Origin of the sequence: Autumnicola aciditolerans, from assembly GCF_041679265.1 — a bacterium.
Lineage (GTDB): Bacteria > Bacteroidota > Bacteroidia > Flavobacteriales > Flavobacteriaceae > Autumnicola.
The window spans coordinates 86757-108890 of record NZ_JBGFSM010000004.1; the positions used below are offsets into that span (position 1 = coordinate 86757).

Consider the following 22134-nt stretch of genomic DNA (forward strand, 5'->3'; position numbering starts at 1 on the left):
TAAGAATTAGCCTTAATGCAATATTCCCTGTAAATCATTTTTTACAGGGAATATTTTTTACATGATATATCCAATCCAGAATTAATAATTAAACAGATGAAAAATAAGATCTCACTACTGCTTTGCCTGGCATTAAGTTTTACAGGTATAGCCCAAAAATTTGATAATCTCGCTGAAACACCGCCCATGGGCTGGAATTCCTGGAACAAATTTGCCTGCAACATTAATGAACAGGTCATAAAAGACGCCGCCGATGCAATGGTGGAAAGTGGAATGAAAGACGCAGGTTATGAATATATTATTATTGATGATTGCTGGCATGGGCAACGTGATGAAAATGGTTTTATTCATGAAGATGAAGAAAAATTTCCTTCCGGAATGAAGGCCCTTGTGGATTATGTGCATTCCAAAGGCCTGAAATTTGGAATTTATTCAGATGCGGGAACCGAGACCTGTGGCGGGGAACCCGGCAGCCGCGGGCATGAATACCAGGACGCGATCACCTATGCCAAATGGGGCGTGGATTATCTTAAATACGATTGGTGCAATACCGGAACGCAAAACGCTGAAGCTTCTTATACCACCATGCGAAATGCCCTTTATGAAGCCGGCCGCCCCGTATTATTTGCTATTTGCGAATGGGGAGATAACCAGCCATGGGAATGGGCAGAGGATATTGGCCACATGTGGAGAACCACAGGAGACATTTATCCCTGTTGGGACTGCGAAGAAGATCACGGTGACTGGTCTTCCTGGGGAGTTTTAAGAATTCTTGACATGCAGGATGGCCTTAGAAAATATGCCGGCCCCGGCCACTGGAACGATCCTGATATGATGGAAGTTGGCAACGGAATGTCTCTAAATGAAGACCGCGCCCATTTTACCATGTGGAGCATGTTGGCAGCGCCTCTTATTGCCGGTAATGATCTTAGCAATATGAGGGAAGAAACCATAGCTATACTTACCAATGAAAAGATGATCGCCATTAACCAGGACTCCCTGGGGGTGCAGGCCTTTAAATATAATGATGAAGAGGGATTGGAAACCTGGTTTAAACCCCTTTCAAACGGAGATTGGGCTGTGACTTTCCTGAACCGGGCTGATGAAGCAAGAGATGTGGAATTTGACTGGAAAGAACATCAAATTGAAGACCCGGATTTTGATTATTCCGTTGATTTCAGCAATACCACTTTTGAAATGGAAAATGTATGGAAAGATCAAAAATTAAAAAATACCAATAGAACTCTAAAAGTTAAAGTTCCGTCTCACGATGTATTAACACTAAGGCTTTCTCCTAAAAAATAATTTCTTCCATTATAAAAAAGGGGCTGAGTTTTGTAAAATTCGGCCCCTTTTTTTATTTAAAGCGCCCGGCTTATTTCATATCTTTCTGTAGTAGCTCCAACTGATGCATACAGTTGGTAAGCGCCCTGAAATTATGATAAGCTGCTTTCCATATATGTCCTTTACGGTCATGTTCAGAAGAAGGAGTTTCATCCAGTCCCCATTCATACCAGCCACCATATTTTGGGTCCATAAGATAAGCTTCAGTATAATTCCACAATTTTTGAAAATGCCGGTAATAGTCCATTTCATCTTCAGGAAAATAACGTGTCATTAAAAGAAGGCTGTTAAGACCTTCTGCCTGGGACCACCAGTTTTTATCTGCATTCACAATAGTGATTCCTTCAGCATTGTTAAAATAATAACCTCCGTCATAAAAACCGCCAACATTTACATCCCAGCCTGTCTTAAGCGCATGGTCCACCATCTTTTTCCCTTTAATAAGAGTAAGGCTGTCATTCTCTATTCCCAGCGCATGTGACGCTTCCAGCATAAGATAAGCTGTTTCCACATCATGCCCAAAGGAAACGTGGTCCAGGTAATAATGTTCTGCGATCACCTCTTTTGATTCCTGCTGAAAACTTACCGGCGTCCAGTCCGCTTCAAAGAAAAGCCGCATATAGCCTTTTTCTGAAGTAATTGTATCCCTTACAATTAGCAATAATTCCTGAAGCCTTTCTGCTAAAAGTTCATCCGGCCAAACCTCATAAAGCGCGGTAAAAGCCTCAAGAAGGTGAATAGAACTGTTCTGGTCTTTATACCCAACATCTGAAGTTGAAGGAGTGGCATTGGTACGCACTAAAGGAGTCCCGTCCAGGTGAAGGGTTTGAAAATAGCCACCATTTTCAGGATCATGACTATGTTCTTCCAGCCACTGAAAAGACTTTTTAGCAAGCTCCAGCGCTTCCTCATTACCTGAAGCCCGGTAATAAGCGGCTAACCCGTAAATTGCAAAAGCATTGCCGTAAGCAGTTTTCTCCTGCCCTTGCTGTAAAATGGGTTCTCCCTTTTTGCTAACCAGCTGATGAAAACCACCATTTTGATCATCCCACATCACATCGCGCAAAAATTTAAAACCGTGTGTTGCATACTCAAGATATCTCTTTTCTTCAAAAATTTCAGCAGCAACAGCATTGGTCCACACATGCCTTGCCTGGGTGACAATCATTTTATTATGATTCTCTCCCAACTTAAAATCGTAAGTAATATCGCTATAAAAGCCCCCGTCTTCAATATCCATGGCCAGGGGGTACCATTTATCCAGCAATTGTTCTTTTGCTGAAGTTTTAAAATCATCTTTTAGTTGCTTATAATGGATTCCATTTTCCTGCTCCTGGCTAAAACCAATTACAGAATAGAATAGGACTAAAACCGAAAAAGCCTTAACTTTCATAACTATCGTATTTTTATAATAAAGATAGAATTTTAGTAATATTCTGAGAACTGCTGAAAAAATTCTATCCGTAAATGATAAAAAAGTATTAAGTATGACTTCCTGCATTCCCCTAGTTTTATTCATTAAATTAACATTGAAATGAAAACCCTGTTCCGTGTTGTACTATTGTTTTGTATAGCAAATACTTATGCCCAGCAAACGCAAGATTCTTCAGATGTTTTTACTATAAATCTCCAGGAATATCTTGAAAGAAGAGGGGCTAATGTAATGCTGGCGCATGACTTTTATCCTGAAAGCCACCAGGGTGGCGTGGGAATTATTCAGAACGGAATTCGTGTGGCGACCAATGGAGACCTACGGCTGGAACCCACGCCTGGACAATGGCAGCCGGTTCCCAAGGTTGGGGAAAGAATGGTTAATCGTGAAGACAATACCATCAGCGTTAGGATGAGCTATCCCGATCCTTCCAAAGACCGTACAGGTTTTAATCCAATTGTTTATCCCGATCTGGATTTTTCATATACTTTAAAGGTAAAGCCGGAAGGTAAATCTTTCAGAATTATAGTAGACCTGGATAAGCCCTTGCCAGAAGAATGGGTGGGCAAAGTAGGAATGAATATAGAATTGTTCCCGGGTATTCTCTTCGGAAAATCTTATTACATGGATGAGGATTTCGGGATTTTTAACCGGCAGGCAAACGGCCCCGGATTTTATGATGAAGATGGAGAATTTCAGCTGAAACCGATGGCTACCGGGAAGGAACTCGTGGTGGTACCTGAAGATCCAAAACAAACCCTGAGTATTAAAAATCTAGGTGAAAATGAGCTTCAACTTATTGATGGCCGTGCCCGCCACAGCAATGGCTGGTTTGTAGTGCGCTCTCTTGTTCCCGCCGGGGCTACAAAAGGCGCAATTGAATGGCTGGTTACTCCAAATGTGATTGAAAATTTTACTTACGAGCCGGTAGTGCAGGTTTCACAGGTAGGCTATCACCCTGAACAGGAAAAGATAGCGGTTATTGAAACCGACAAAAATGACAGTAACCTGCAGGAAGCAAAATTATTAAAGGTAAAACCGGAAGGAGGTTTTTCCGAAGTAATTTCAGAACAACCACAGGAATGGGGGGATTTTCTTCGCTACCGTTACTACCAACTGGACTTTTCCGCAGTAAAAGAGCCGGGGATGTATGTGGTGAAATATGGCAATTATACCACCGAACCTTTTCAGATCAATAAAAATGTGTTTAAAAGGGATGTATGGCAACCCACTCTGGAATATTTTCTCCCGGTACAAATGTGCCATATGCGCGTAAATGACCGCTATAAGGTATGGCATGGCCTGTGCCATATGGACGATGCCCGCATGGCTCCTATAGATTCCAACCATTTTGACGGATACCTCCAGGGCTCTAAAACCCTTACCAAATACGAACCCGGCGAACATGTACCGGGGATCAATATTGGGGGCTGGCACGATGCCGGGGATTACGACCTTCGTGTGGAATCCCAGGCTTCAACCATACAGGGGCTGGCACATATTTATGAAATATTCAATGTAGATTATGACAATACCAGCATAAATGAGGATACCCGGGTTGTGGAAATTATGAGGCCCGATGGCAAACCCGATGTGCTTCAGCAAATAGAACATGGAACTTTATCTATCGTGGGAGGATATGAGTCTATGAACAGGTTTTACCGCGGAATAATCGTTCCAACTAAAAGACAATATGTGCTTTTAGGAGATCCTGTTAACCATAGTGATAATGAGATTTTTTCGAATAAGCCGGAAGATGAAACTATCCCGGTAGGCCTGGAAGGCGCACCAGATGATCGCTGGGTTTTTACTGAAGTTAATCCTGGCCGGGAACTGAATACCGCGGCGGCCCTCGCTGCTGTTGCCCGCGTGCTTAAGGATTACAATCCAGAACTGGCAGATAAAAGTTTAAATATTGCTGAAGAAATATGGAGTACTACAGAGCCTGAGGATAACCTCCAAAGGCTAATGCTGGCTGTAGAGTTGCTGCGCACTACGAAAGAGCAAAAGTACTCCGATTTCCTGACTGCTAATACCGCTCTTATCTCCAAAAATATTGATCGTACCGGATGGGTGGTTGGCCCTGCCATGCCACTTATTAACAATCAGAAATTTAAAAATGAAGTGCGCACAGCGGTGAAAGGATATTTAGAGACGGTAGAGAAACAAGGAGAAAAGACTCCTTATGGAATGCCCTATGAACCTAATATCTGGGGTGCAGGCTGGGGCATTCAGGATTTTGGGGTGAAACAATATTATTTACATACCAGCTTTCCTGAAATCTTTCCGAAAAAATACATGCTCAATGCTATGAATTTTGTGCTTGGAGTGCATCCCGGGGTAAATACTTCTTCCTTTGCCTCTGGCGTTGGCTCGCGTTCCCTTACTCAGGCCTATGGGATGAACCGCGGTGATTTTTCCTTTATTCCCGGCGGGATAGGTTCCGGTACAGCGCTGATAAGGCCGGATTTTCCGGAATTGCTCGAATGGCCCTTTTTATGGCAACAAACCGAATATGTATTAGGTGGCGGCACCACAGATTACCTGTTCCTTATCCTCGCTGCTGATGATCTCCTGAATAACACCAAAAAATAAATTTGATGAAAATGAATAAAATACTTCTAATAGTATGTTCCTTCTTTACTATCACCGGTTTTTCGCAGAGCCTGGTAAATAAAAATGCCACCGCAGAGGCCAGGGAATTATATAGGTTTATAGCAAATACTGGAGACAGTATTCTTGCGGGGCAACATAGTTACAATGAGGAACCTGCAAAATATTATAACAAAGCTGAAGAAATTGCGGGCCAGTACCCCGCCGTTTGGGGCACCGATTTTTACTGGAACCGGAAGGAAAATCCTGGGGACCGCATTGTGGAAGCCGCTAAACAAAAATATAAGGAGGGCGCTATTATTACCCTTATGTGGCACGTGGGAAGGCCTACAGACGATGCACCTTATGGCTGGAAAGAAAGCGTGCAAAACACGTTATCTGATACAGAATGGCAGGAGCTGGTCACCCCGGGAACTGCACTGCACAAGAGATGGCTGGAGCAGGTAGATGTTATTGCTGAACCTCTTAAACAATTACAGCAAGCAAATATCCCGGTGCTGTGGAGGCCTTATCATGAAATGAACGGAGTCTGGTTTTGGTGGGGAAATAAAAAAGGTCCCGATGGCTATCAAAAACTATGGAAGCAATTATACGAAAGACTTGTTGATTATCACGGGCTAAATAACCTCATCTGGGTTTGGAATGCCAACGGACCAAGGGACATCCCACAGGATGAAGCCTATAGCTACAAAGATTTTTATCCCGGAAAAGATTATGTAGATATCCTGGCGACCGATGTTTATCATTCCGATTATGAACAAAAAGATTATGAAGAATTACTTACCCTGGCAGACGGCAAGCCAATCGCCCTGGGGGAAGTAGGAGAATTGCCAAAACCGGCCATTCTGGAAGCACAGCCAAAATGGTCCTGGTTTATGGTATGGTCCAATTGGCTGGAAACTGCAAATACGCCTGAAAGAGTACAGGAAATTTATAATTACCCAAAAACCCTAACCCGAAATGAAATTGAAATCAATGAATAAGAAGATCAGAAATTACGTAGCCATTGCAAGCCTGTTTGCCTGCATGTTTTTCCCTTATAAGCAGTATGCCCAGGCTGAATTTACCACCTGGGGAAATATGACGGGAATAAGGGTAGATAACCAGCTTATGGAATTTAATACCAGCCTGGCAATAGAAAATCAACAAAACAGAACCTGGCGCACCCGCAAGGAAGGCCAGAAAATAGATTTTCACCGTGAAGGAGATAAGAAAATTTTCGCTTATGAAATGAGGGACCTTAAGTGGACAAAGTCTATTAAATCTACCGGAAAAGGTATGGCAGAGGTAGAAATCTCCTTTACCTCTCCACACGATACGGTGTTGAACGGAGCATATTTAAGTATTTCTTTACCGGAACAATTTGGAAGTGATACACAATTTAGCTTAAGAAATCCGGAAACAGTAGGCGTAAAAGATATCACCAGGAGCGCTTCTGAAGCCAATTATAAGGCTCCCGCCAAAGGGATCATCATAAAATCCCCTACCCGGCAGCTCGAGATAAACTTTGCGCATTCCGCAGGGGTTGCCATTGTTACCAAAGATTCCCTGAACCCGGAAATAATGCTGAACATTGCCCTTGCCACCGGGCAGATAGAAGGAGGAAAAACTTACCAGAACACTTTTACCATAAAAGCCACGGGAGATATTGATACTTCTCCTCTAAAACTCAAAATCTATCCTGAACAGGAAGGCGATAAATTTGCCGGGATTGGAGGGAACTTCAGACTGCAAAATGCTGAAACCGATCCCCAGGTAATAGATTACAGCCTTGAAAACCTTAGGGTTTCCTGGTCCCGGGTAGAATTACCATGGAGGGAGTGGCAACAGGATGAAAATGTTGATCCTTTGGAAGAAGCCAGAAAAGGGAACCTGCACCCAAAGGTAAAAGCCGCTATGGAAATGGCGCAACGCCTGGATAAAATGGGCATTCCGGTAATTCTCGCTGCCTGGTTCCCACCAAAATGGGCAATAATTGGAGAGCCGTTTAAAGGAAAGCATCCAGACGGGACTATGGGAAATTCCCTGGACCTTTCCAAGAAAGATAAAATTTATGAATCCTTAACCGCCTACATCCAGTTTCTTAAAGAGGAATATGGGGTGGAAACAAAAATGTTCTCCTTTAATGAATCTGATCTTGGTATTGATGTGAGACAAACCCCTGAAGAACATGATCAGCTAATAAAAGAAATGGGGCAAAAATTAAGGGCCGCAGGCCTTCAAACTAAATTTTTATTGGGAGATACGGCAGATGCCAATGGATGGGATTTTACCACCCTGGCTTCTACAGATCCTGAAGCCCTCCCTTATATTGGAGGCGTAAGTTTCCACTCCTGGAGAGGCTGGACCAGGGAAAACTTAATGAAGTGGGCAGATATTGCCAATAGGGTAAACGCGCCCCTTTTTGTTGGCGAAGGAAGCATAGATGCCGGCGCATGGCGCTACCCCCAGATTTTTGAAGAACCCACGTATGCGCTTGACGAGATTGAAGTATATCTGAAAATCCTCAATATTGCCACTCCTCTTACCATTCTTCAATGGCAACTTACTGCCGATTATTCTCCACTTTCCGGTGGCGGGATATTTGGAAATGATGAGGATGAGCTTTATCCTACACAGCGTTTCTTCAATTTAAAACAATTAGGAAACACTCCAAAAGGACTTTTTGCCATCCCTGTCACCAAAAATAAAGAAGCGGTGACCGCTGCTGCCTTTGGAGATAAATCTAAAGGAAGCTACGCGATACATATGGTAAATAAGGGAGCTACAAGAAACGTTGAACTTACCGGCTTACCGGAAGGAATTACCAGTCTTGAAATGTACCTTACAGATAAAGAGAATTCCTATAAGAAAACAGGTTCTGTTAAAGTAACTAATGGCACTGCCAATTTTAAACTTCAGGGAGCAGGGTTTACCTCTTTAATGACGAAGTAATTCTTTAGCTGGATTCCGCAGAGCCTTTTGAAGCTGATAAAATAATTTTAGCGGAAGCGGAGCCTGAATAAATAAACAAAACAGGGGACTCAAATTGGGTCTCCTTTTTGTTTGCTGAATGTTATCCGGTTTTCTTCTATTTTCTCTTAGGAATAGCATTATAAAATTTCCCACAAGTTGCTGTTAAGGCTGAAATTGACAAATTTTCAGTATATTCAAACAACTTATCGGTTTCCCTACTACTGATTTTTCATTCTAAAACAATACTCATGAGATTATTTTGTTTTTTAGCGCTATTGCTTAGCCTGAACATTAACGCCCGGACAATAACCGGAAAGGTGACCGATAAAGACCAGCAGGGTTTGCCCGGGGTAAATGTGATGATTAAAAATACCAAAACAGGAACCCAGACCGATTTTGACGGGAATTATATTATTGAAGCGGAAGAAGGGGATATTCTCGTATTTAGTTTTGTTGGCATGAAGACTGAGGAAGTCCGTGTAAAAGATCAAAAGACGATAAATGTTAGCTTAAAAGCGGACAATGCCGGGCTTGCCGAAGTGGTTGTAACCGGATACAGCCCTGGTATTCGAATTAGAGGTGTAAGTAATTTTAATGCCACACCTGTAACCGCGAATGAATCTTATAAGGAAATAGAAGAAAACAACTTTAAACTCGTAAAAGCCTCTCCCCTTTCAACCTTCTCCATAGATGTGGATAAAGCCGGCTATAGTAACATTAGAAGAATGATCAATAACGGGATTGAAATTCCCAAGGATGCTGTAAAAATTGAGGAAATGATCAATTATTTTGATTATGATTATTCCCTGCCTACAGGAAAACATCCTTTTGCTATTAACACAGAATTGGTCCAGACTCCATGGAACAAGGATACGAAACTGGTAAAAATTGGCCTGCAGGGGAAGGTGATTCCATTGGACGATGTACCGCCTTCCAATTTGGTTTTTCTTATAGACGTTTCAGGGTCTATGGGAGCTTCTAACAAATTGCCACTTTTAAAATCTGCTTTTAAATTACTAACCAACCAGTTGCGGAAGGAAGATAAAATTTCCATTGTAGTTTACGCCGGGGCTGCAGGCCTTGTACTGGAACCTACCCCGGGGGATCTAAAAATTAAAATAGAAGAAGCCCTTAATAATCTTAATGCCGGTGGATCTACCGCGGGTGGTGAAGGCATAAAACTGGCCTATAAAACCGCCACAGAAAACTTTATTAAAGGTGGAAATAACCGGGTGATCCTGGCTACGGACGGGGACTTTAATGTAGGCCAGAGCAGTGACAGCGCCATGAAAGACCTTATTAAGGAACAACGGGAATCAGGTGTGTTTTTAACAGCCCTTGGTTTTGGAATGGGGAATTATAAAGATTCTAAACTGGAAACCCTCGCCCAGACGGGAAACGGGAACCACGCCTATATAGATTCCATGCAGGAAGCGCAGCGGGTTCTGGGAACCGAATTTGGAGGAACGATTTATACCATTGCCAAGGATGTAAAAATCCAGGTAGAATTTAATCCCGATAATGTACAGGCATACAGGTTGATTGGTTATGAAAACCGACTCCTGAACGATGAAGATTTTAACGACGATAAGAAAGATGCCGGGGAGCTGGGAAGCGGCCATTCGGTTACTGCTTTATATGAAGTTATTCCGCCTGGTGTGAACAGTGAATTTTTAAAGGAAATTGACGGATATAAATACACCAGACAAGTTCCTACCGGAAATAATAGTGACGAACTGCTTACCATAAAATTCAGGTATAAAGATCCTGATGGCAGCAAGAGTAAATTGCTTGAAAAGGTGGTTTACACCAAAGATGAAGGCAATCCTTCTGAAGATCTAAATTTTATTTCTGCGCTAGCACTCTTCGGAATGAACCTCAGGGAATCTGAATTTACTAACGGTAAGAGCACAGCTTTGGTAAAAGAACTGGCAGAAAAAGGACGTGGAAAAGATAGAGAGGGATACCGGGCAGAGTTTATAAGGCTTATAAAGAGCCTGGAAAATTCCTCCAGCCAGTCCAAGTTAAGTGAGGGATAAAAAATCAGTAATTGCCGGTTACAGATCAAAGACCGCTTCGCTGCAAGAAGCAAGAATAAAAATTTGATCGTAACTACCTGATCATAATTTTAGAGTTATCCTGTTCTGGAAATAATGTAAATTGAAAGAATATCAAAACAAGCCCTAAAGGCAACAACAGCTTCAAATTGTTATCTCCATGGGACTTTTACAGATTTTGTAAATGCTTTACCGGACAACAATGCAAAAAATAATAAATTTCAAGAAGAACTAAATTGTTCATGGGAATAAGGCCTTTCTTGCCTTTATTAGAAAAGGCTGCCTTTGCAGACAGCCTTCTTCAGCATTAATAAAATTAATCAAAACAAGTAAAAATGATTAATGTTCATCTTCAAGAAAACCTGTTCTGCGATATCCAGCGAGGGTGTAGATAGTACCGGGATTATCTGCAAATTGCAGGTTCATGTGAATACTGTCGGTAATATTTCCACCTGTGGTAGTGGCAGCACCTATTAAAACCTTTCCGTTGGTAATATCCACTTCAGGAGAAATCACTTCTCCATCATCTTCATAAGAATAGAGATTGTTTAAACTGCTGCCGGAAAAAGTAAGTTCCTGCACATTTACGGGAGTACTCACCTTCATGGGCCATAACTCATGATCGTCTACCCACATTTCTTCTCCATTATCTTCAGCCGTATTATAGGTGGAGATCAGGTTATACCCAAGGTTGTGAACATCTTCCCCGTCAATAAGGAGTTGCACATACCAGTCTCCTGCAAGTTCCACTACTTCTGTCTCCCCGGGATCGGGATCTCCTCCTGCATCACAGGATACTAAAGCTATTCCAATAAATAGTAATAAAAGGAATTTTATGTTATTTGTTCTTTTCATCTTTTTCTGAATATTAAAATTATAATTCAACCTGCTCCAAATGCACCGCGAAACTGTATCCGGCATCCCATACGGTGGTAAAATCTATAGTGCCGGCATCGGGATCTACGGTCATTTCAGTAATTTCAGCGCTTCCGCCAAACGCGCCCACACTAAAGCCAGGGCCAAAACTGTAATCGTTGAGCCCGTTTACAGTCACCGTGGCACCCCTGGCAGCATAGGTCACTCCATAATTTCTTCCGAACATATAATAGCCTCCTATTCCATCGGAAATTTCAAAAGTCCCGTCTGATTTTTCCCAGATAAGCACATACTCCATATTGGCATACTGCGGATCTGCCGTGCCGTCCCGCACCACCGTAGAGCGGTAAAGTCCGCTAATATCTTCTACAAGATCACCATTATCAGCCACCACCACCGTCCTGGTGTCAGAGGCTTCGTAGCCGTCCTGGTTTACAGCAGAATAAAACACGTTGTAGATATCGGCAACATCGGTATCGAGTTCTCCCCCGCGAAAAATCCCTGCAGAGGAAGTGCTCACCTCCACCGGTTCTCCCGCCTCTTCTGCGGTAGCTCCCGGTTCCACATATTCTTCTCCTTTTTCAAGCAGGATTTCCTGCTCCCCTTCAAGGGTAAATACCGCAAAATTGGTCACCTGGGAAACCCCGGCAGTATCTTCTGTATCGCAAGAGGTAGTTACACCCAGAGCCAGGATACTTATCACAAAAAATATTTTCTTCATATTACTCATATTAAAATCTTTTAATTTATTCTGCCCACCAGACTGGAACAGTAATATCCACAATATCCGGAGCATTGGTGTTTCTTGCCCTCACGTTGCTTGGAAAAGGCAAACGTTTAGGAAAATCTCCGCCGGTAGTACCATTTACGGGATAAGCCAGCTCCCCGGGGATGTAATTCTCATCATCCTGAGAAACCTCTGAAACTGCAGGAATTCCCGTACGGTTTATGGCGAAAAAGGCTTCAAATCCATTGCCGGGAAATGCTGCTACCCAACGCTGGGTAATAATGGATTCCAGGTTTTCCATCTGGCTGCCTTCTGGATAAGCATATACGCCTCCTTCTGCTACAAATGGTGCCCCATCTATGCCATATTTACTTAAAGCTTCTATAACCCCGGCATTATACCTTTCTTCCGCGGTTTCTTCTGAACCGTATCTTAACTGGGCTTCGGCCTGCAAAAAAAGGCTTTCTTCCCTGCTCATTAAGTAAACAGGAGTAGTTGGGCTTAAATCTACAATAGCTATAGAGTTAGGTGCCACGGTACTGTTGAAGTCTCCCTGGTTTAAAGGGTTTCCCGGCTCATAATACTCGCTTAACCTGGGATCTCCATTGGAATCAAGAAAAGAAAACATCGTTGTACTTGCCCTTAAGTTGGTGGTACTGTTTAACTGCCGCTCGTTAGTCTCATATAAAGGATTACTTTTATTTGGGGCATCTTCAAACTGGGTCATTGCTGCATCGGTATCCAAAAATTCCACCCCGGAGTTCAACAGGTCATTTATCCCGCTTTGTGCCACCTGAGGGCGGGCATTTTGCTGCCTCAGGAAAATCTTTAATTTGAGAGTGTTTGCAAAGGCCACCCAGTTTTCCATATTCCCTCCAAAAAGCAAATCATCTGCCGCAGGTGCATTTCCCTGGGATTCTTCAAGATCATGGCTTAAGGCAGAATTTAAATCCTCAATTAACAGGTCATAAACCTCCTCGCCGGTGTTAAAATGAGGCTGTAGAATACTGGCATTATTGGCTTCCTCATAAGGAATGGCTCCAAAGAAATCTACCATAATTTGGGAAGCATAAACTTCTAAAGTTGTGGCAGCCAGGTAGTAATTCCAGTTTTCCTGTTCTAAAGCTATTCTCTTTACATTCCTGGCATCTCCAAGGGCATCAAACATGGCAAACCAAAAACTGTTTGAATAATCTGAAGTTCCCAGGACAGAATAATCGTCCAGGGATTTGTACTGATTAGAGGCATTACTCTGGGTCCAGTATTGGGACCAGAAGCCGCCCACAAGCGCGCCATAAGAACCCTGAGCTCCCACAATCCCGGTAATAGCCGCGGGGAATTCTGTAGCCATAGCTACTCCTCCCTGGGACAAACTATCTGGGTCCCTGTTAATATCCAGCTGATCTTCACAGCTCACTGCCCCGCACATCACACTAAATACGGCGGCAAAAATTATAAATCTTCTTTTCATTTGTGTCATTATTAATTTATAGTCCTATGTTTAACTTTACTCCATACGACCTTTGTGCCGGGTTGGCAGAGAATTCCCCAAACTCACTCAGCAGGCCGGAACCGTAAGTACTCACTTCTGGATCTACATAAGGGTTTTCTGCCGGGGTCCACATGAAAATATTCTTTCCGTATGCGCTTACCGAGGCGGTACGCAGCCCAAGTTTTTGCACAAGATCACTATCTACGGTATAGGTTAAAGAAACATCTCTAAGGCGTATAAAAGTTTTATCGATCACATGGGTGTATTCAATAGCTCCATTCTGGCTGGCATTATAAAAATTGGTAATCTGATCGTAAGCCACAGGAATGGTATTTTCTTCATATCCGCCGCTCTCGTTTTCTACTACGGAATTAGGAATGATAAATGGTTTTCTTTCATTAAAAGTTGTCGCTATGGAATTACCTGTAAAGCCTAATAGCCTTGCAGTATAGGAATACATTTTACCTCCTTCTTTCCAATCCATGCTTCCGGAAAGGCTGAAGTTTTTATAGGTAATCCTGCTGGACAATCCCATAATAAAATCTCTTTGAGAAGTACCGATTGGCTGTTCATCATCTGTCATTTCGTAAAAACCTGTTTCCGCATTTACAATGTATTCGCCATCCTCGGTTCTTTTTGGCACAGTGGCATAGAAAACTCCCAGAGGCTGCCCTTCCAGGGCATAAAAATTAACTCCGTAGGCATTGGTTAAGCTCAACTTATCCAGACCTCCCAGTAATTTGGTAACCTCATTCTCATTCTTGGTAAAGGTATAAGTGAAATCCCATTTCAGGTCTTCTGTGCGTATCGGGGTAAACCCGAGTACAGCTTCAATTCCGCGGTTTTGCACATCGGCAAAGTTCCCGGCGAAGAAAGAGAAACCGGTAGAAGGGTCTATAGGCAGGTTTACAATCAAATCTGATGTTTGCTTGTCGTAAAGCGCTACATCCAGGCTGATGCGGTTATTAAAAAAGGTGGATTCAAAACCTACTTCCACCTCTTCGGTGGTTTCAGGTTTTAGTTCAGAATTTCCTAATTGCGAGGCGAGTTCATAGCTGTTTACTCCTCCTATAGGAAATTGTATCTCCCCAAAATAGGCATCTGATACTCCCTGGATAAGAGTAGATTCAGTTAAATAAGGATCGGTATCGTTGCCCACGCGGGACCATGCCCCCCTCAGTTTAAAATAATGTACATTATTATCCAGCAAAATCGCACTTAAAGAAGCCGAAGGATAGAAAAAAGAGTTGTTCTCTACCGGCAAGGTAGAAGACCAGTCGTTACGTGCAGTAAGGTTTAAGAAATACCTGTCCAGAAAACCGAGTTCTACCTGGCCATATATACCGTAAGACCTTCTTTTTAGATCTGCCTGGTCAACCTCGGGCATGTTGGCACTGTTTCCCAGTTCATAATAATTTGGAATATCAAGCCCGGTTACCGCAACATTTAAATAATTGGTTTGCCTTTCGTTATAGTTAATCCCGGCAACCACTCCAAGATTAAGATCTTCAGTAAGGTAACGGTCGTAAACGGCATTAAAATAGGTGTCGTATTCTTTGCGGGTCCTTTTTAGCTCGCTCACTCCCCCAACAACTTCGGTTGCATTAAGCAAATCCTGGGGAGAACCTTCAGGGTAATCTACAATAGCCCCGTAACTTGACACGCGTTCATTACGAATATCTCCGCCAATCTGCCAGACGGCATACAGGAAATCATCAAAATTATACTTCAGGTTTATGTTTCCAAAAAGGCGGTCTTCCTTTACCGTAGTAGCATTTTCATTCAGAACAAAATAAGAGTTCTGGGCGTATGGGGTATAAAAGTTCCCCGGCGTATTAAAAGGATTGTTTATATAATCGCGCAAATCCAGAAGGCTTATATCCCTTGGCACCTGGATAATCTCCTGCATAAAGGTGCTTCCCTGGCCGGCACTATCCCCCTGCCCGGTATTTACCACATTTTGATCCTTTTTTACATAGTTGGCGCTGAGTTTTACTGAAAGGTTTTCCCCATTCATCCCGCCGTTAAAATTCATGGCCCTTCGGTTTAGCTTATCTGCCTCGGTGGGAATCACACCATCAAGCGTTAAATCTGATACGGTAAGGGCGAAAGTGGAGAATTCATTTCCGCCGCTTAAGCGAATGGAATTAGAAAAGGACTGGCCAACATCATAAAATTCCCTCACATTGTCTTCTAAAGCACTGTAAGGTTTAATCAACTGCGAATTATCCACAATCTGGCCCCATGGGCGAATACTTCCGTTAAAAGCTGCTCCCCAGGAGCCATTTTCGTTACTTGCCCCCTGGCTGCCGTCTGGCAGGCTGGAATAACTGGCACCCGCCCATCCCTGGCCCCAGCCGTTCTGGAAATGTGGAACACGGGAAACCTCCAGGTAATCTACAGCTGAAGAAAAATCGATACTTATTTTATCATTCTGCTTACCTTTTTTAGTGGTAATAAGAATAGCCCCGTTGGCAGCCCTGTTCCCGTATAAAGCGGTAGCGGCGGCTCCTTTAAGGACGGTGATTTTTTCAATTATATTAGGATCTATATCACTAATCCCGTTCCCGGCATCAAAAGTCCTGTCTATAGAAGAACCAATAGCTGTGGTTTCCCCGGTAGAGCCCGTAGGATCGGCATTAATAGGAGTTCCATCAACAATATACAAAGGAGAGTTAGACCCCGTAATAGAGGTAAAACCCCGTATAATAACCTTTGAAGAAGCACCTGGCTGCGCCGGAGTGGTAATATTGGCACCGGCAATTCTTCCGGAAAGTGATTCAAAAATACTTGTTGGGGCAGTTTCATTAAGCTCCTCGTCATCTATTGTGGCTGTGGCATAAGTGGTAGCCCGCCTTTGTTTTGTACCGCCAAAAGCGGTAACAATTACCTCGTCCAGCTCTGAAGCATCTGATGCAAGGGAAACATTAATGACATCCTGGGTGCCCACCGTTACTTCTTTGGTTTCAAGTCCCACGAAAGAAAATACCAGAACATCTCCTGGCTCGGCCGAGATGGAATAATTTCCATCAAAATCTGTCTGCACTCCGGTAGAAGTGTTTTTCACCAGAACGTTTACCCCCGGAAGTGGCAAGTCCTGCTCATCTGTAACCGTTCCTGTAACCGTTTTCTCCTGGGCAAAAAGAGAAAAAGCCGGCAGCAGGAATACTACGAGATAAAGAAAATGTAGTTTGCTTTTCATTATGTAATAATTAAAATTTGAGTTAACGCGGTTAAAAGTAAGCGGGAGAGCTTTTGCAGCAGTCTTCAATGAATTAAGCTCCTTAATATTTGCTCTGAATCATTCTATTCCTGCTTCAGAAAATATTTTGAAAGTGTTGAATGACCAGATTTGAAGTATAAGCGTCCTGGCACAGCTACATCATTCAGGGTTTTTCAGAAGAAAAATGATGGGATAAAAACTTTCTTCTTTCTGCTGTTCAGAAAAAGATCTGGCGCATACTTTCCTATACCACACACTAATACGTTAATTATTACGTTCTATTTCTGCTAATCTCCTGTTTTTTCAACAAAAAAATTGGAATATTAGTAACAAAGTGGATTTTTCATCGTCCATTATATATCATCCCTTATTAAACATCATCATTCATCAATCAAAAAACAACTATTATGAAAGCGCTTATTGTAGACGACGAGACTTACGCCCGTAAAAGGATTTCAAAATTGCTTAAAGAACGGGAAGAGATAGGTGAAATTCAGGAATGCCGCAACGGGGAAGAAACCATCGTGAAAATTGAAAAATATCAGCCGGATCTTCTTTTTCTTGATGTAGATCTTAAAGATATGTCTGGCTTTGATGTAATTTCTGAACTAAAAGGCCAAAAATTACCCATTATCATCTTTGTTACCGCTTATGAGGCTTATGCGGTAAAAGCTTTTGATAATAATGCTGCAGATTTCCTGCTGAAGCCTTTTAAAGAAGACCGTTTTCACGAAAGCCTGGACAGGATTAAAAAATTAAAGCCACAGCAACTGGAACAGCAATTCGGGGAAAAACTGGAAAGTTTTTTGGAATTAAAAAAGAGCAAAAGTGAACACGGACTGCTAAAAAAACTTCCTATTAAACTGGGCAATAAAACCATTCTTATTAAGGTAGATGATATTAAATACATTTTCGCCTCTGGCTATCATGCCGAAATATTTACAGAAGAAAACAAATATGTGCTGCGCCAGTCCCTGAGCAATTTAACTGAAGTCCTGGAACCGGCAAAATTTTGCCGCATTCACAGGTCTTCTATAGTAAATATAGATTTTATCCATGAAATTGTACATTCAGATTATTCTGAAATTGATGTACGCATGAAGGATAATAAACTTATAAGGGTAAGTAAATCCCATAAGAAAGAATTCCTGAAAAGCCTTGGCATATATAATTAGGCAGGAGCCTGTAAATATTTAACCAGTAAAATAATTGGGTTTCGCAGTTCGCGAAGCCCTGTTCCCGGCAGGAACTTCTATATAAATGCCCACGCCGGTTAGCTCCGGCAGGTTCTTTACCTTTAGTTTATAGTCCTCTTTGTATAATCTGGAAAGACGCTTGCGTAAATTAGATAAACCCACTCCATTGGTAAAAACACGATCAATATCTGTAATGGGATTACCATCATTTTTTACTTCAATCCTTAAATATTTCCCTTTTAAAGTGACGCTTATGTGCACAGACAAATATTTTTTCTCCCTGGAATAGCCATGTTTTATGGCATTTTCCACCAACGGCTGTAACAACATGGCAGGAATCTGGAAATCCAGGACTTCTTTGGAGATCTTTTTCTTTATTTGTAAATATTCCCCATATCTCACCCGCATTACATTTAGATATTTTTCAAGAATACAAACTTCCCTTCCTACGCTGGTAAGGTTCTGCTGACTGTTAGACAACACTTCCCTGAAGAAATCGCTTAAATCCACCAGGCAATCCTGCGCCTTTCGTTTGTCTATATCTATAAGGCCAACAACGGTATTGATGGAGTTAAACAGAAAATGCGGCTGCAACTGGCCGGTGAGCATCCTTATCCTGGCATCAGCTAATTGCGATTGCAATGCCAGTTTCTCTGCCTCTTTCTTCCTTAATTCTTTAATGTAATAATAGATATAAATGGCAAATACAAGGCTGGCATACACCAGCAGGTTAATATCCAGCAAGGCTATAAAATTGATAAGGCTCTGGTGTGGATTAAATTTAGACAGGCTCCCTGAAGAAACAAAAAACTTCGCAAAATCGAAAAGCAGCTGGGCAAAAGCAGCCATTAGTAAAGCAAAAAATAGATTGAGAAACAATACCTTTTTCCATCTAATGCCACGCTCCTTCATTCTTTTGATGATTACAGCTATAAGGGTCATGAATCCCACCACAAATAACCAGTCCAGGAACCAGAAACAAAAAAGCTGGGGCAAAGTAAAATCTCCTTCCCTTTTATAAACAAAAAACCTGATGTATAGCGTTTTGGAAATACCCACCAGGTAAATTACAAAATAGAAAAGAGCCAGATAACCGGTTAGCCTGGCATCTAAATTCTTTTTTAAGTATTTAAACATTTCCCGGGTTCCTGTAAATATTTTTTTATCTGAAGCCATACAGAAACTTTTTTTATCAGCGTAAATGCACCCGAAGGCCGGAAGTTAAAAGCAGCCGGCGATCTTTATAAAATGAAAAACCAGCTGCACGCTGGTTCTTCTTTTGGCTAATTCAAATAATGCTAAACATGAAAACAAAGATCTTATATCTTGTATGTGTTTATCTACATTATTTACTTCAAATATAGAGGACGTGCGGGTGCTGTAGCCTTAAATGATCTAAACCACCCGTAATTTGATTTTAAGTACTTTATTTAATCACTAAAAGGATTTCCTGAAACTTTTTGGAGTATGCTTATGAAGAAATTTTAAAACCTTATCCCAGGTTCTTTTTAAATTTCAATAGATTTGCTTAGAGAAAGAAAGGAATACAGGACTATCCGGCAACGGCTAATGTAAAGGTAAAAACGGAACCTTTTCCCATTTCACTTTTTACTACAAGCGTTCCCCGGTGCCGCCTAATAATTTCCTTGGCAAGGTATAACCCTATTCCAAAGCCAGAATACGTTTCTTCATTATTTCCATCTACGCGATAGAACCTTTTAAAGATTTTCTTCTGGTTCTCCTTACCTATTCCTATCCCGGAATCTTTTACACTTACGCCTACCTTTTCCCCTTTTAGCTTTTTAATGCTTACTTCAATTTGATGATTTACAGGAGAGTATTTTATAGCATTGGTAATTAGGTTAATAAGGACCTGGCCTATCCGGTCTTTATCTCCATTTATCTCACAATTGTATTCACTGCTAAAAGTGATGCTATGCCCGGAATTAGTATATTTAATATCCTGGATGGTTTCAAGAATAAGGTCATTAAGAGAAAAGGTTTCTTTTTTAAGCTCCAGTTTGTTCTTTTCTATACGGGAAAGATCCAGCATTTCAGAAATTAGCCTGGTTAACCTGCCCATTTGATGGTCTACGCGCTCCAGGTATTTTTTTACCGGCAGCTTTTTTAGATCTGCCTCTTCTTCAGTTTGCAATAGGCTTAGCAGAAGCTGCACATATCCCTTCATGGAAGTAAGCGGCGTTTTTAGTTCATGGCTTACCATTTTTAAGAAATCTTCTTTTCGCTTTTCTTCTGCCTTTAATTTTTGGATCTCTGTTGCAGTACAAATCCACATCTTAATATTTCCGTTTTCATCTTTAATTGCCTCTGCCCGGCTAAGATGCCATTTGTATTTATTCTTTTCATTAAGGTAGCGGAACTCCATTTCAAAATCTTTTCCTGATTTTAGAGATAGCTGCCAGTTGTTATAAAATGCCTCCTTCTCTTCCGGATGAATGGAATTTGACCAGCCCCTGCTAATAAGTTCATTATTGTTAAGGCCGGTATATTCCAGCCAACTCTGGTTAAAATAAGTAAAGTTACCTTCAGCATCTGTACCGGCAACTTTCTCCGGCATCAAATCTGCCAGTTGCCGGAAACGGGATTCGCTTTGTTTTAAAAGCTCTTTAGATTTAACCATTTCGGTAACATCTATAGCCATATTAAGAATACCGTAGATTACTCCCTTTTCATTCCTGAGGGCTTTATAGGTGAAATTAAAATAGCCGGTTTGCAGCTTATTATCAATCACTAAATCTACAGGATCTTCCTTGCCCCAGTAGGTATCCCCCGTAGTGTAAACCATCTGCAGTAAGTTATGGAAAGGCTGCCCCTCGAGTTCAGGCAAAGCTTCCCGCAAGGTACTTCCAATTACCGAATGGTCTTTCCCCCAAAGCTTGATCATGGCATCATTGGCAACTTCAATTTTCATATCCCTGCCGGTATAAATCGCTGTTGCGACCGTAGCTTCTTCTATAATAGACCTTATGCGGTGCTCTTTTTCCCTTACCAGCTGTTCCTTTATCTTATCTTCATGAATGTCCACCACCGTGCCAATCATTCCTTCATAACTGCCGTCTGAACCATATTTTGGGCTTCCACTATCCAAAACCCACCGGTATTTTCCTTCCCGGTTGCGTACCCTAAAGGTGGCACTGTAATCTTCCTGCCGTTTGTTGGCCTTTTTAAACGCGGCCTTTACTTTTAGCCGCTCTTCAGGATGTAACGCATTTAACCAGCCATAATTACTGCTCTCTTCTACAGACTGGCCGGTATACTCATACCATTTCTTGTTGAGATAACTGTTTTTTCCACCGGGCTCTGTAATCCAGATAATGGCGGGAACGGTATCTATAACTTTTCTCAATTCGTGCTCACTTTCTTCCAGTTTTTTGCGCGCCATAACATTTTCTGTCACGTCCACCGCATGAACAAATATCCCGCTCACTTCTCCCAGGTTATTTAAAACCGGCTGGTAAACAAAATTCAGGTAAGAGTTCTTCAATTGATCCTGTCCTGTTTCCAGGTTGATCTGCAATTCATTTCCTATAAAAACTTTTCCGGAGGAATATACTTTGTCCAGGATTTTCAAAAATCCCTGACTCTCGATTTCCGGAAGCGCTTCCCGTACGGGTTTTCCAAGAATATTACGGTTCCCGGTTAATTTAAGATATTTATCGTTTGCAAAATCAAAAATATGATTGGGGCCCCGCAGTACACATATCATCGCTGGTGTCTGGGAAAGTATTTTCCTTATATTTTTAAGGTCATCTTTTGCCGATTCATCTTCAGTACTATTAAAACTTATTTTTGGCGGGTAAAAGGAAACCAGGATAAGATCCTTAGCCAGCTCCTCTCCTTCTAAAATGGCGGCATTCACCAGGAAAATCTTTGTGATTTCCGAATTAAGCTGAAAAGCAATCCTTACATCCTTTAATTTTTCTTCTGAAGTTATCTCCTGCAGGCGTACTTCCAGCTCTGCAAAAAAAGGAAAATTGGCCAGGTATACTTCCTCCTCAGGACTTTCCTCTAATTTAAAAACATTATAGAAGGATGGATTAGCACTTAAAATTTCACCACTTTTATGGATAACCACCACGGGTTCCTTCACTGTATCTACAATAGCCGTTACAAAGGATCTTTTAGCAGTTGATGCTGCTTTAGGATATTTCTTCATGAAGTTATTTGAAATCTTGTGCTAAAATTACATTATTTTTTA

13 protein-coding genes are annotated in these 22134 nt (G+C 41.8%); 6 read left to right on the forward strand and 7 right to left on the reverse strand.

Annotated features, from left to right (window positions below; all coding sequences use genetic code 11):
• The first annotated feature begins 96 nt into the window (after nt 1–96).
• Nucleotides 97–1305, forward strand: a complete 1209-nt coding sequence (locus AB8M93_RS05275; RefSeq protein ID WP_373056531.1) for a glycoside hydrolase family 27 protein — start codon at nt 97–99, stop codon at nt 1303–1305.
• Between the two features lie 70 nt (nt 1306–1375).
• Here the strand turns inward: AB8M93_RS05275 and AB8M93_RS05280 are convergent, their stop codons facing one another.
• On the reverse strand, nt 1376–2737 hold the full coding sequence (locus AB8M93_RS05280) for an AGE family epimerase/isomerase (protein ID WP_373056532.1): 1362 nt from the start codon (nt 2735–2737) through the stop codon (nt 1376–1378).
• A gap of 141 nt (nt 2738–2878) precedes the next feature.
• Between AB8M93_RS05280 and AB8M93_RS05285 the strand changes: the two genes are divergently transcribed.
• From AB8M93_RS05285 to AB8M93_RS05300, 4 genes are all read left to right on the forward strand, one after another.
• Nucleotides 2879–5371 carry a glycoside hydrolase family 9 protein gene (locus AB8M93_RS05285; protein WP_373056533.1) on the forward strand — a complete coding sequence of 831 codons (2493 nt, stop codon included), beginning with the start codon at nt 2879–2881 and terminating at the stop codon, nt 5369–5371.
• Between the two features lie 11 nt (nt 5372–5382).
• Nucleotides 5383–6372 carry a glycosyl hydrolase gene (locus AB8M93_RS05290; RefSeq protein ID WP_373056534.1) on the forward strand — a complete coding sequence of 330 codons (990 nt, stop codon included), beginning with the start codon at nt 5383–5385 and terminating at the stop codon, nt 6370–6372.
• Entirely contained in the window at nt 6365–8323 is a 1959-nt protein-coding gene (locus tag AB8M93_RS05295; protein WP_373056535.1) for a glycoside hydrolase, read from the forward strand. Before AB8M93_RS05290 ends, AB8M93_RS05295 begins: the two co-directional genes overlap by 8 nt.
• Nucleotides 8324–8592: 269 nt before the next feature.
• Complete coding sequence (locus tag AB8M93_RS05300; protein WP_373056536.1) at nt 8593–10383, forward strand: vWA domain-containing protein; 1791 nt, start codon at nt 8593–8595, stop codon at nt 10381–10383.
• A 357-nt stretch (nt 10384–10740) separates the two neighbouring features.
• Here AB8M93_RS05300 and AB8M93_RS05305 read toward each other — a convergent pair whose 3' ends face one another.
• The 4 genes from AB8M93_RS05305 to AB8M93_RS05320 are packed head-to-tail and all read right to left on the reverse strand — an operon-like array spanning nt 10741 to nt 16698.
• Nucleotides 10741–11256 carry a lipid-binding protein gene (locus tag AB8M93_RS05305; protein ID WP_311535379.1) on the reverse strand — a complete coding sequence of 172 codons (516 nt, stop codon included), beginning with the start codon at nt 11254–11256 and terminating at the stop codon, nt 10741–10743.
• A gap of 19 nt (nt 11257–11275) precedes the next feature.
• Nucleotides 11276–11998 carry a BT_2262 family domain-containing protein gene (locus tag AB8M93_RS05310; RefSeq protein ID WP_373056537.1) on the reverse strand — a complete coding sequence of 241 codons (723 nt, stop codon included), beginning with the start codon at nt 11996–11998 and terminating at the stop codon, nt 11276–11278.
• Nucleotides 11999–12023: 25 nt separating this feature from the next.
• On the reverse strand, nt 12024–13475 hold the full coding sequence (locus tag AB8M93_RS05315) for a SusD/RagB family nutrient-binding outer membrane lipoprotein (RefSeq protein ID WP_373056538.1): 1452 nt from the start codon (nt 13473–13475) through the stop codon (nt 12024–12026).
• A 16-nt stretch (nt 13476–13491) separates the two neighbouring features.
• Nucleotides 13492–16698 carry a SusC/RagA family TonB-linked outer membrane protein gene (locus AB8M93_RS05320; protein WP_373056539.1) on the reverse strand — a complete coding sequence of 1069 codons (3207 nt, stop codon included), beginning with the start codon at nt 16696–16698 and terminating at the stop codon, nt 13492–13494.
• Nucleotides 16699–17126: 428 nt separating this feature from the next.
• On the opposite strand from AB8M93_RS05320, the gene AB8M93_RS05325 reads away from it, so the two are divergent.
• The gene (locus tag AB8M93_RS05325; RefSeq protein WP_373056540.1) at nt 17127–17894 is read left to right on the forward strand and encodes a LytR/AlgR family response regulator transcription factor; all 768 of its coding nucleotides are present in this window, start codon (nt 17127–17129) and stop codon (nt 17892–17894) included.
• An 18-nt stretch (nt 17895–17912) separates the two neighbouring features.
• Here the strand turns inward: AB8M93_RS05325 and AB8M93_RS05330 are convergent, their stop codons facing one another.
• A complete protein-coding gene (locus AB8M93_RS05330; protein WP_373056541.1) occupies nt 17913–19091 on the reverse strand; it encodes a sensor histidine kinase in 1179 nt (392 codons plus the stop codon).
• Nucleotides 19092–19467: 376 nt separating this feature from the next.
• On the reverse strand, nt 19468–22092 hold the full coding sequence (locus AB8M93_RS05335) for a PAS domain S-box protein (RefSeq protein ID WP_373056542.1): 2625 nt from the start codon (nt 22090–22092) through the stop codon (nt 19468–19470).
• Between the last annotated feature and the right edge of the window lie 42 nt (nt 22093–22134).

What these genes read in the sequence shown, in the direction of transcription:
- AB8M93_RS05280 (WP_373056532.1), bottom strand. Translation starts at nt 2,737, where the DNA reads ATGAAAGTTAAGGCTTTTTCGGTTTTAGTCCTATTCTATTCTGTAATT.
- AB8M93_RS05290 (WP_373056534.1), top strand. Translation starts at nt 5,383, where the DNA reads ATGAATAAAATACTTCTAATAGTATGTTCCTTCTTTACTATCACCGGT.
- AB8M93_RS05315 (WP_373056538.1), bottom strand. Translation starts at nt 13,475, where the DNA reads ATGAAAAGAAGATTTATAATTTTTGCCGCCGTATTTAGTGTGATGTGC.
- AB8M93_RS05320 (WP_373056539.1), bottom strand. Translation starts at nt 16,698, where the DNA reads ATGAAAAGCAAACTACATTTTCTTTATCTCGTAGTATTCCTGCTGCCG.
- AB8M93_RS05325 (WP_373056540.1), top strand. Translation starts at nt 17,127, where the DNA reads ATGAAAGCGCTTATTGTAGACGACGAGACTTACGCCCGTAAAAGGATT.
- AB8M93_RS05310 (WP_373056537.1), bottom strand. Translation starts at nt 11,998, where the DNA reads ATGAAGAAAATATTTTTTGTGATAAGTATCCTGGCTCTGGGTGTAACT.
- AB8M93_RS05330 (WP_373056541.1), bottom strand. Translation starts at nt 19,091, where the DNA reads ATGGCTTCAGATAAAAAAATATTTACAGGAACCCGGGAAATGTTTAAA.
- AB8M93_RS05275 (WP_373056531.1), top strand. Translation starts at nt 97, where the DNA reads ATGAAAAATAAGATCTCACTACTGCTTTGCCTGGCATTAAGTTTTACA.
- AB8M93_RS05305 (WP_311535379.1), bottom strand. Translation starts at nt 11,256, where the DNA reads ATGAAAAGAACAAATAACATAAAATTCCTTTTATTACTATTTATTGGA.
- AB8M93_RS05295 (WP_373056535.1), top strand. Translation starts at nt 6,365, where the DNA reads ATGAATAAGAAGATCAGAAATTACGTAGCCATTGCAAGCCTGTTTGCC.
- AB8M93_RS05335 (WP_373056542.1), bottom strand. Translation starts at nt 22,092, where the DNA reads ATGAAGAAATATCCTAAAGCAGCATCAACTGCTAAAAGATCCTTTGTA.
- AB8M93_RS05300 (WP_373056536.1), top strand. Translation starts at nt 8,593, where the DNA reads ATGAGATTATTTTGTTTTTTAGCGCTATTGCTTAGCCTGAACATTAAC.
- AB8M93_RS05285 (WP_373056533.1), top strand. Translation starts at nt 2,879, where the DNA reads ATGAAAACCCTGTTCCGTGTTGTACTATTGTTTTGTATAGCAAATACT.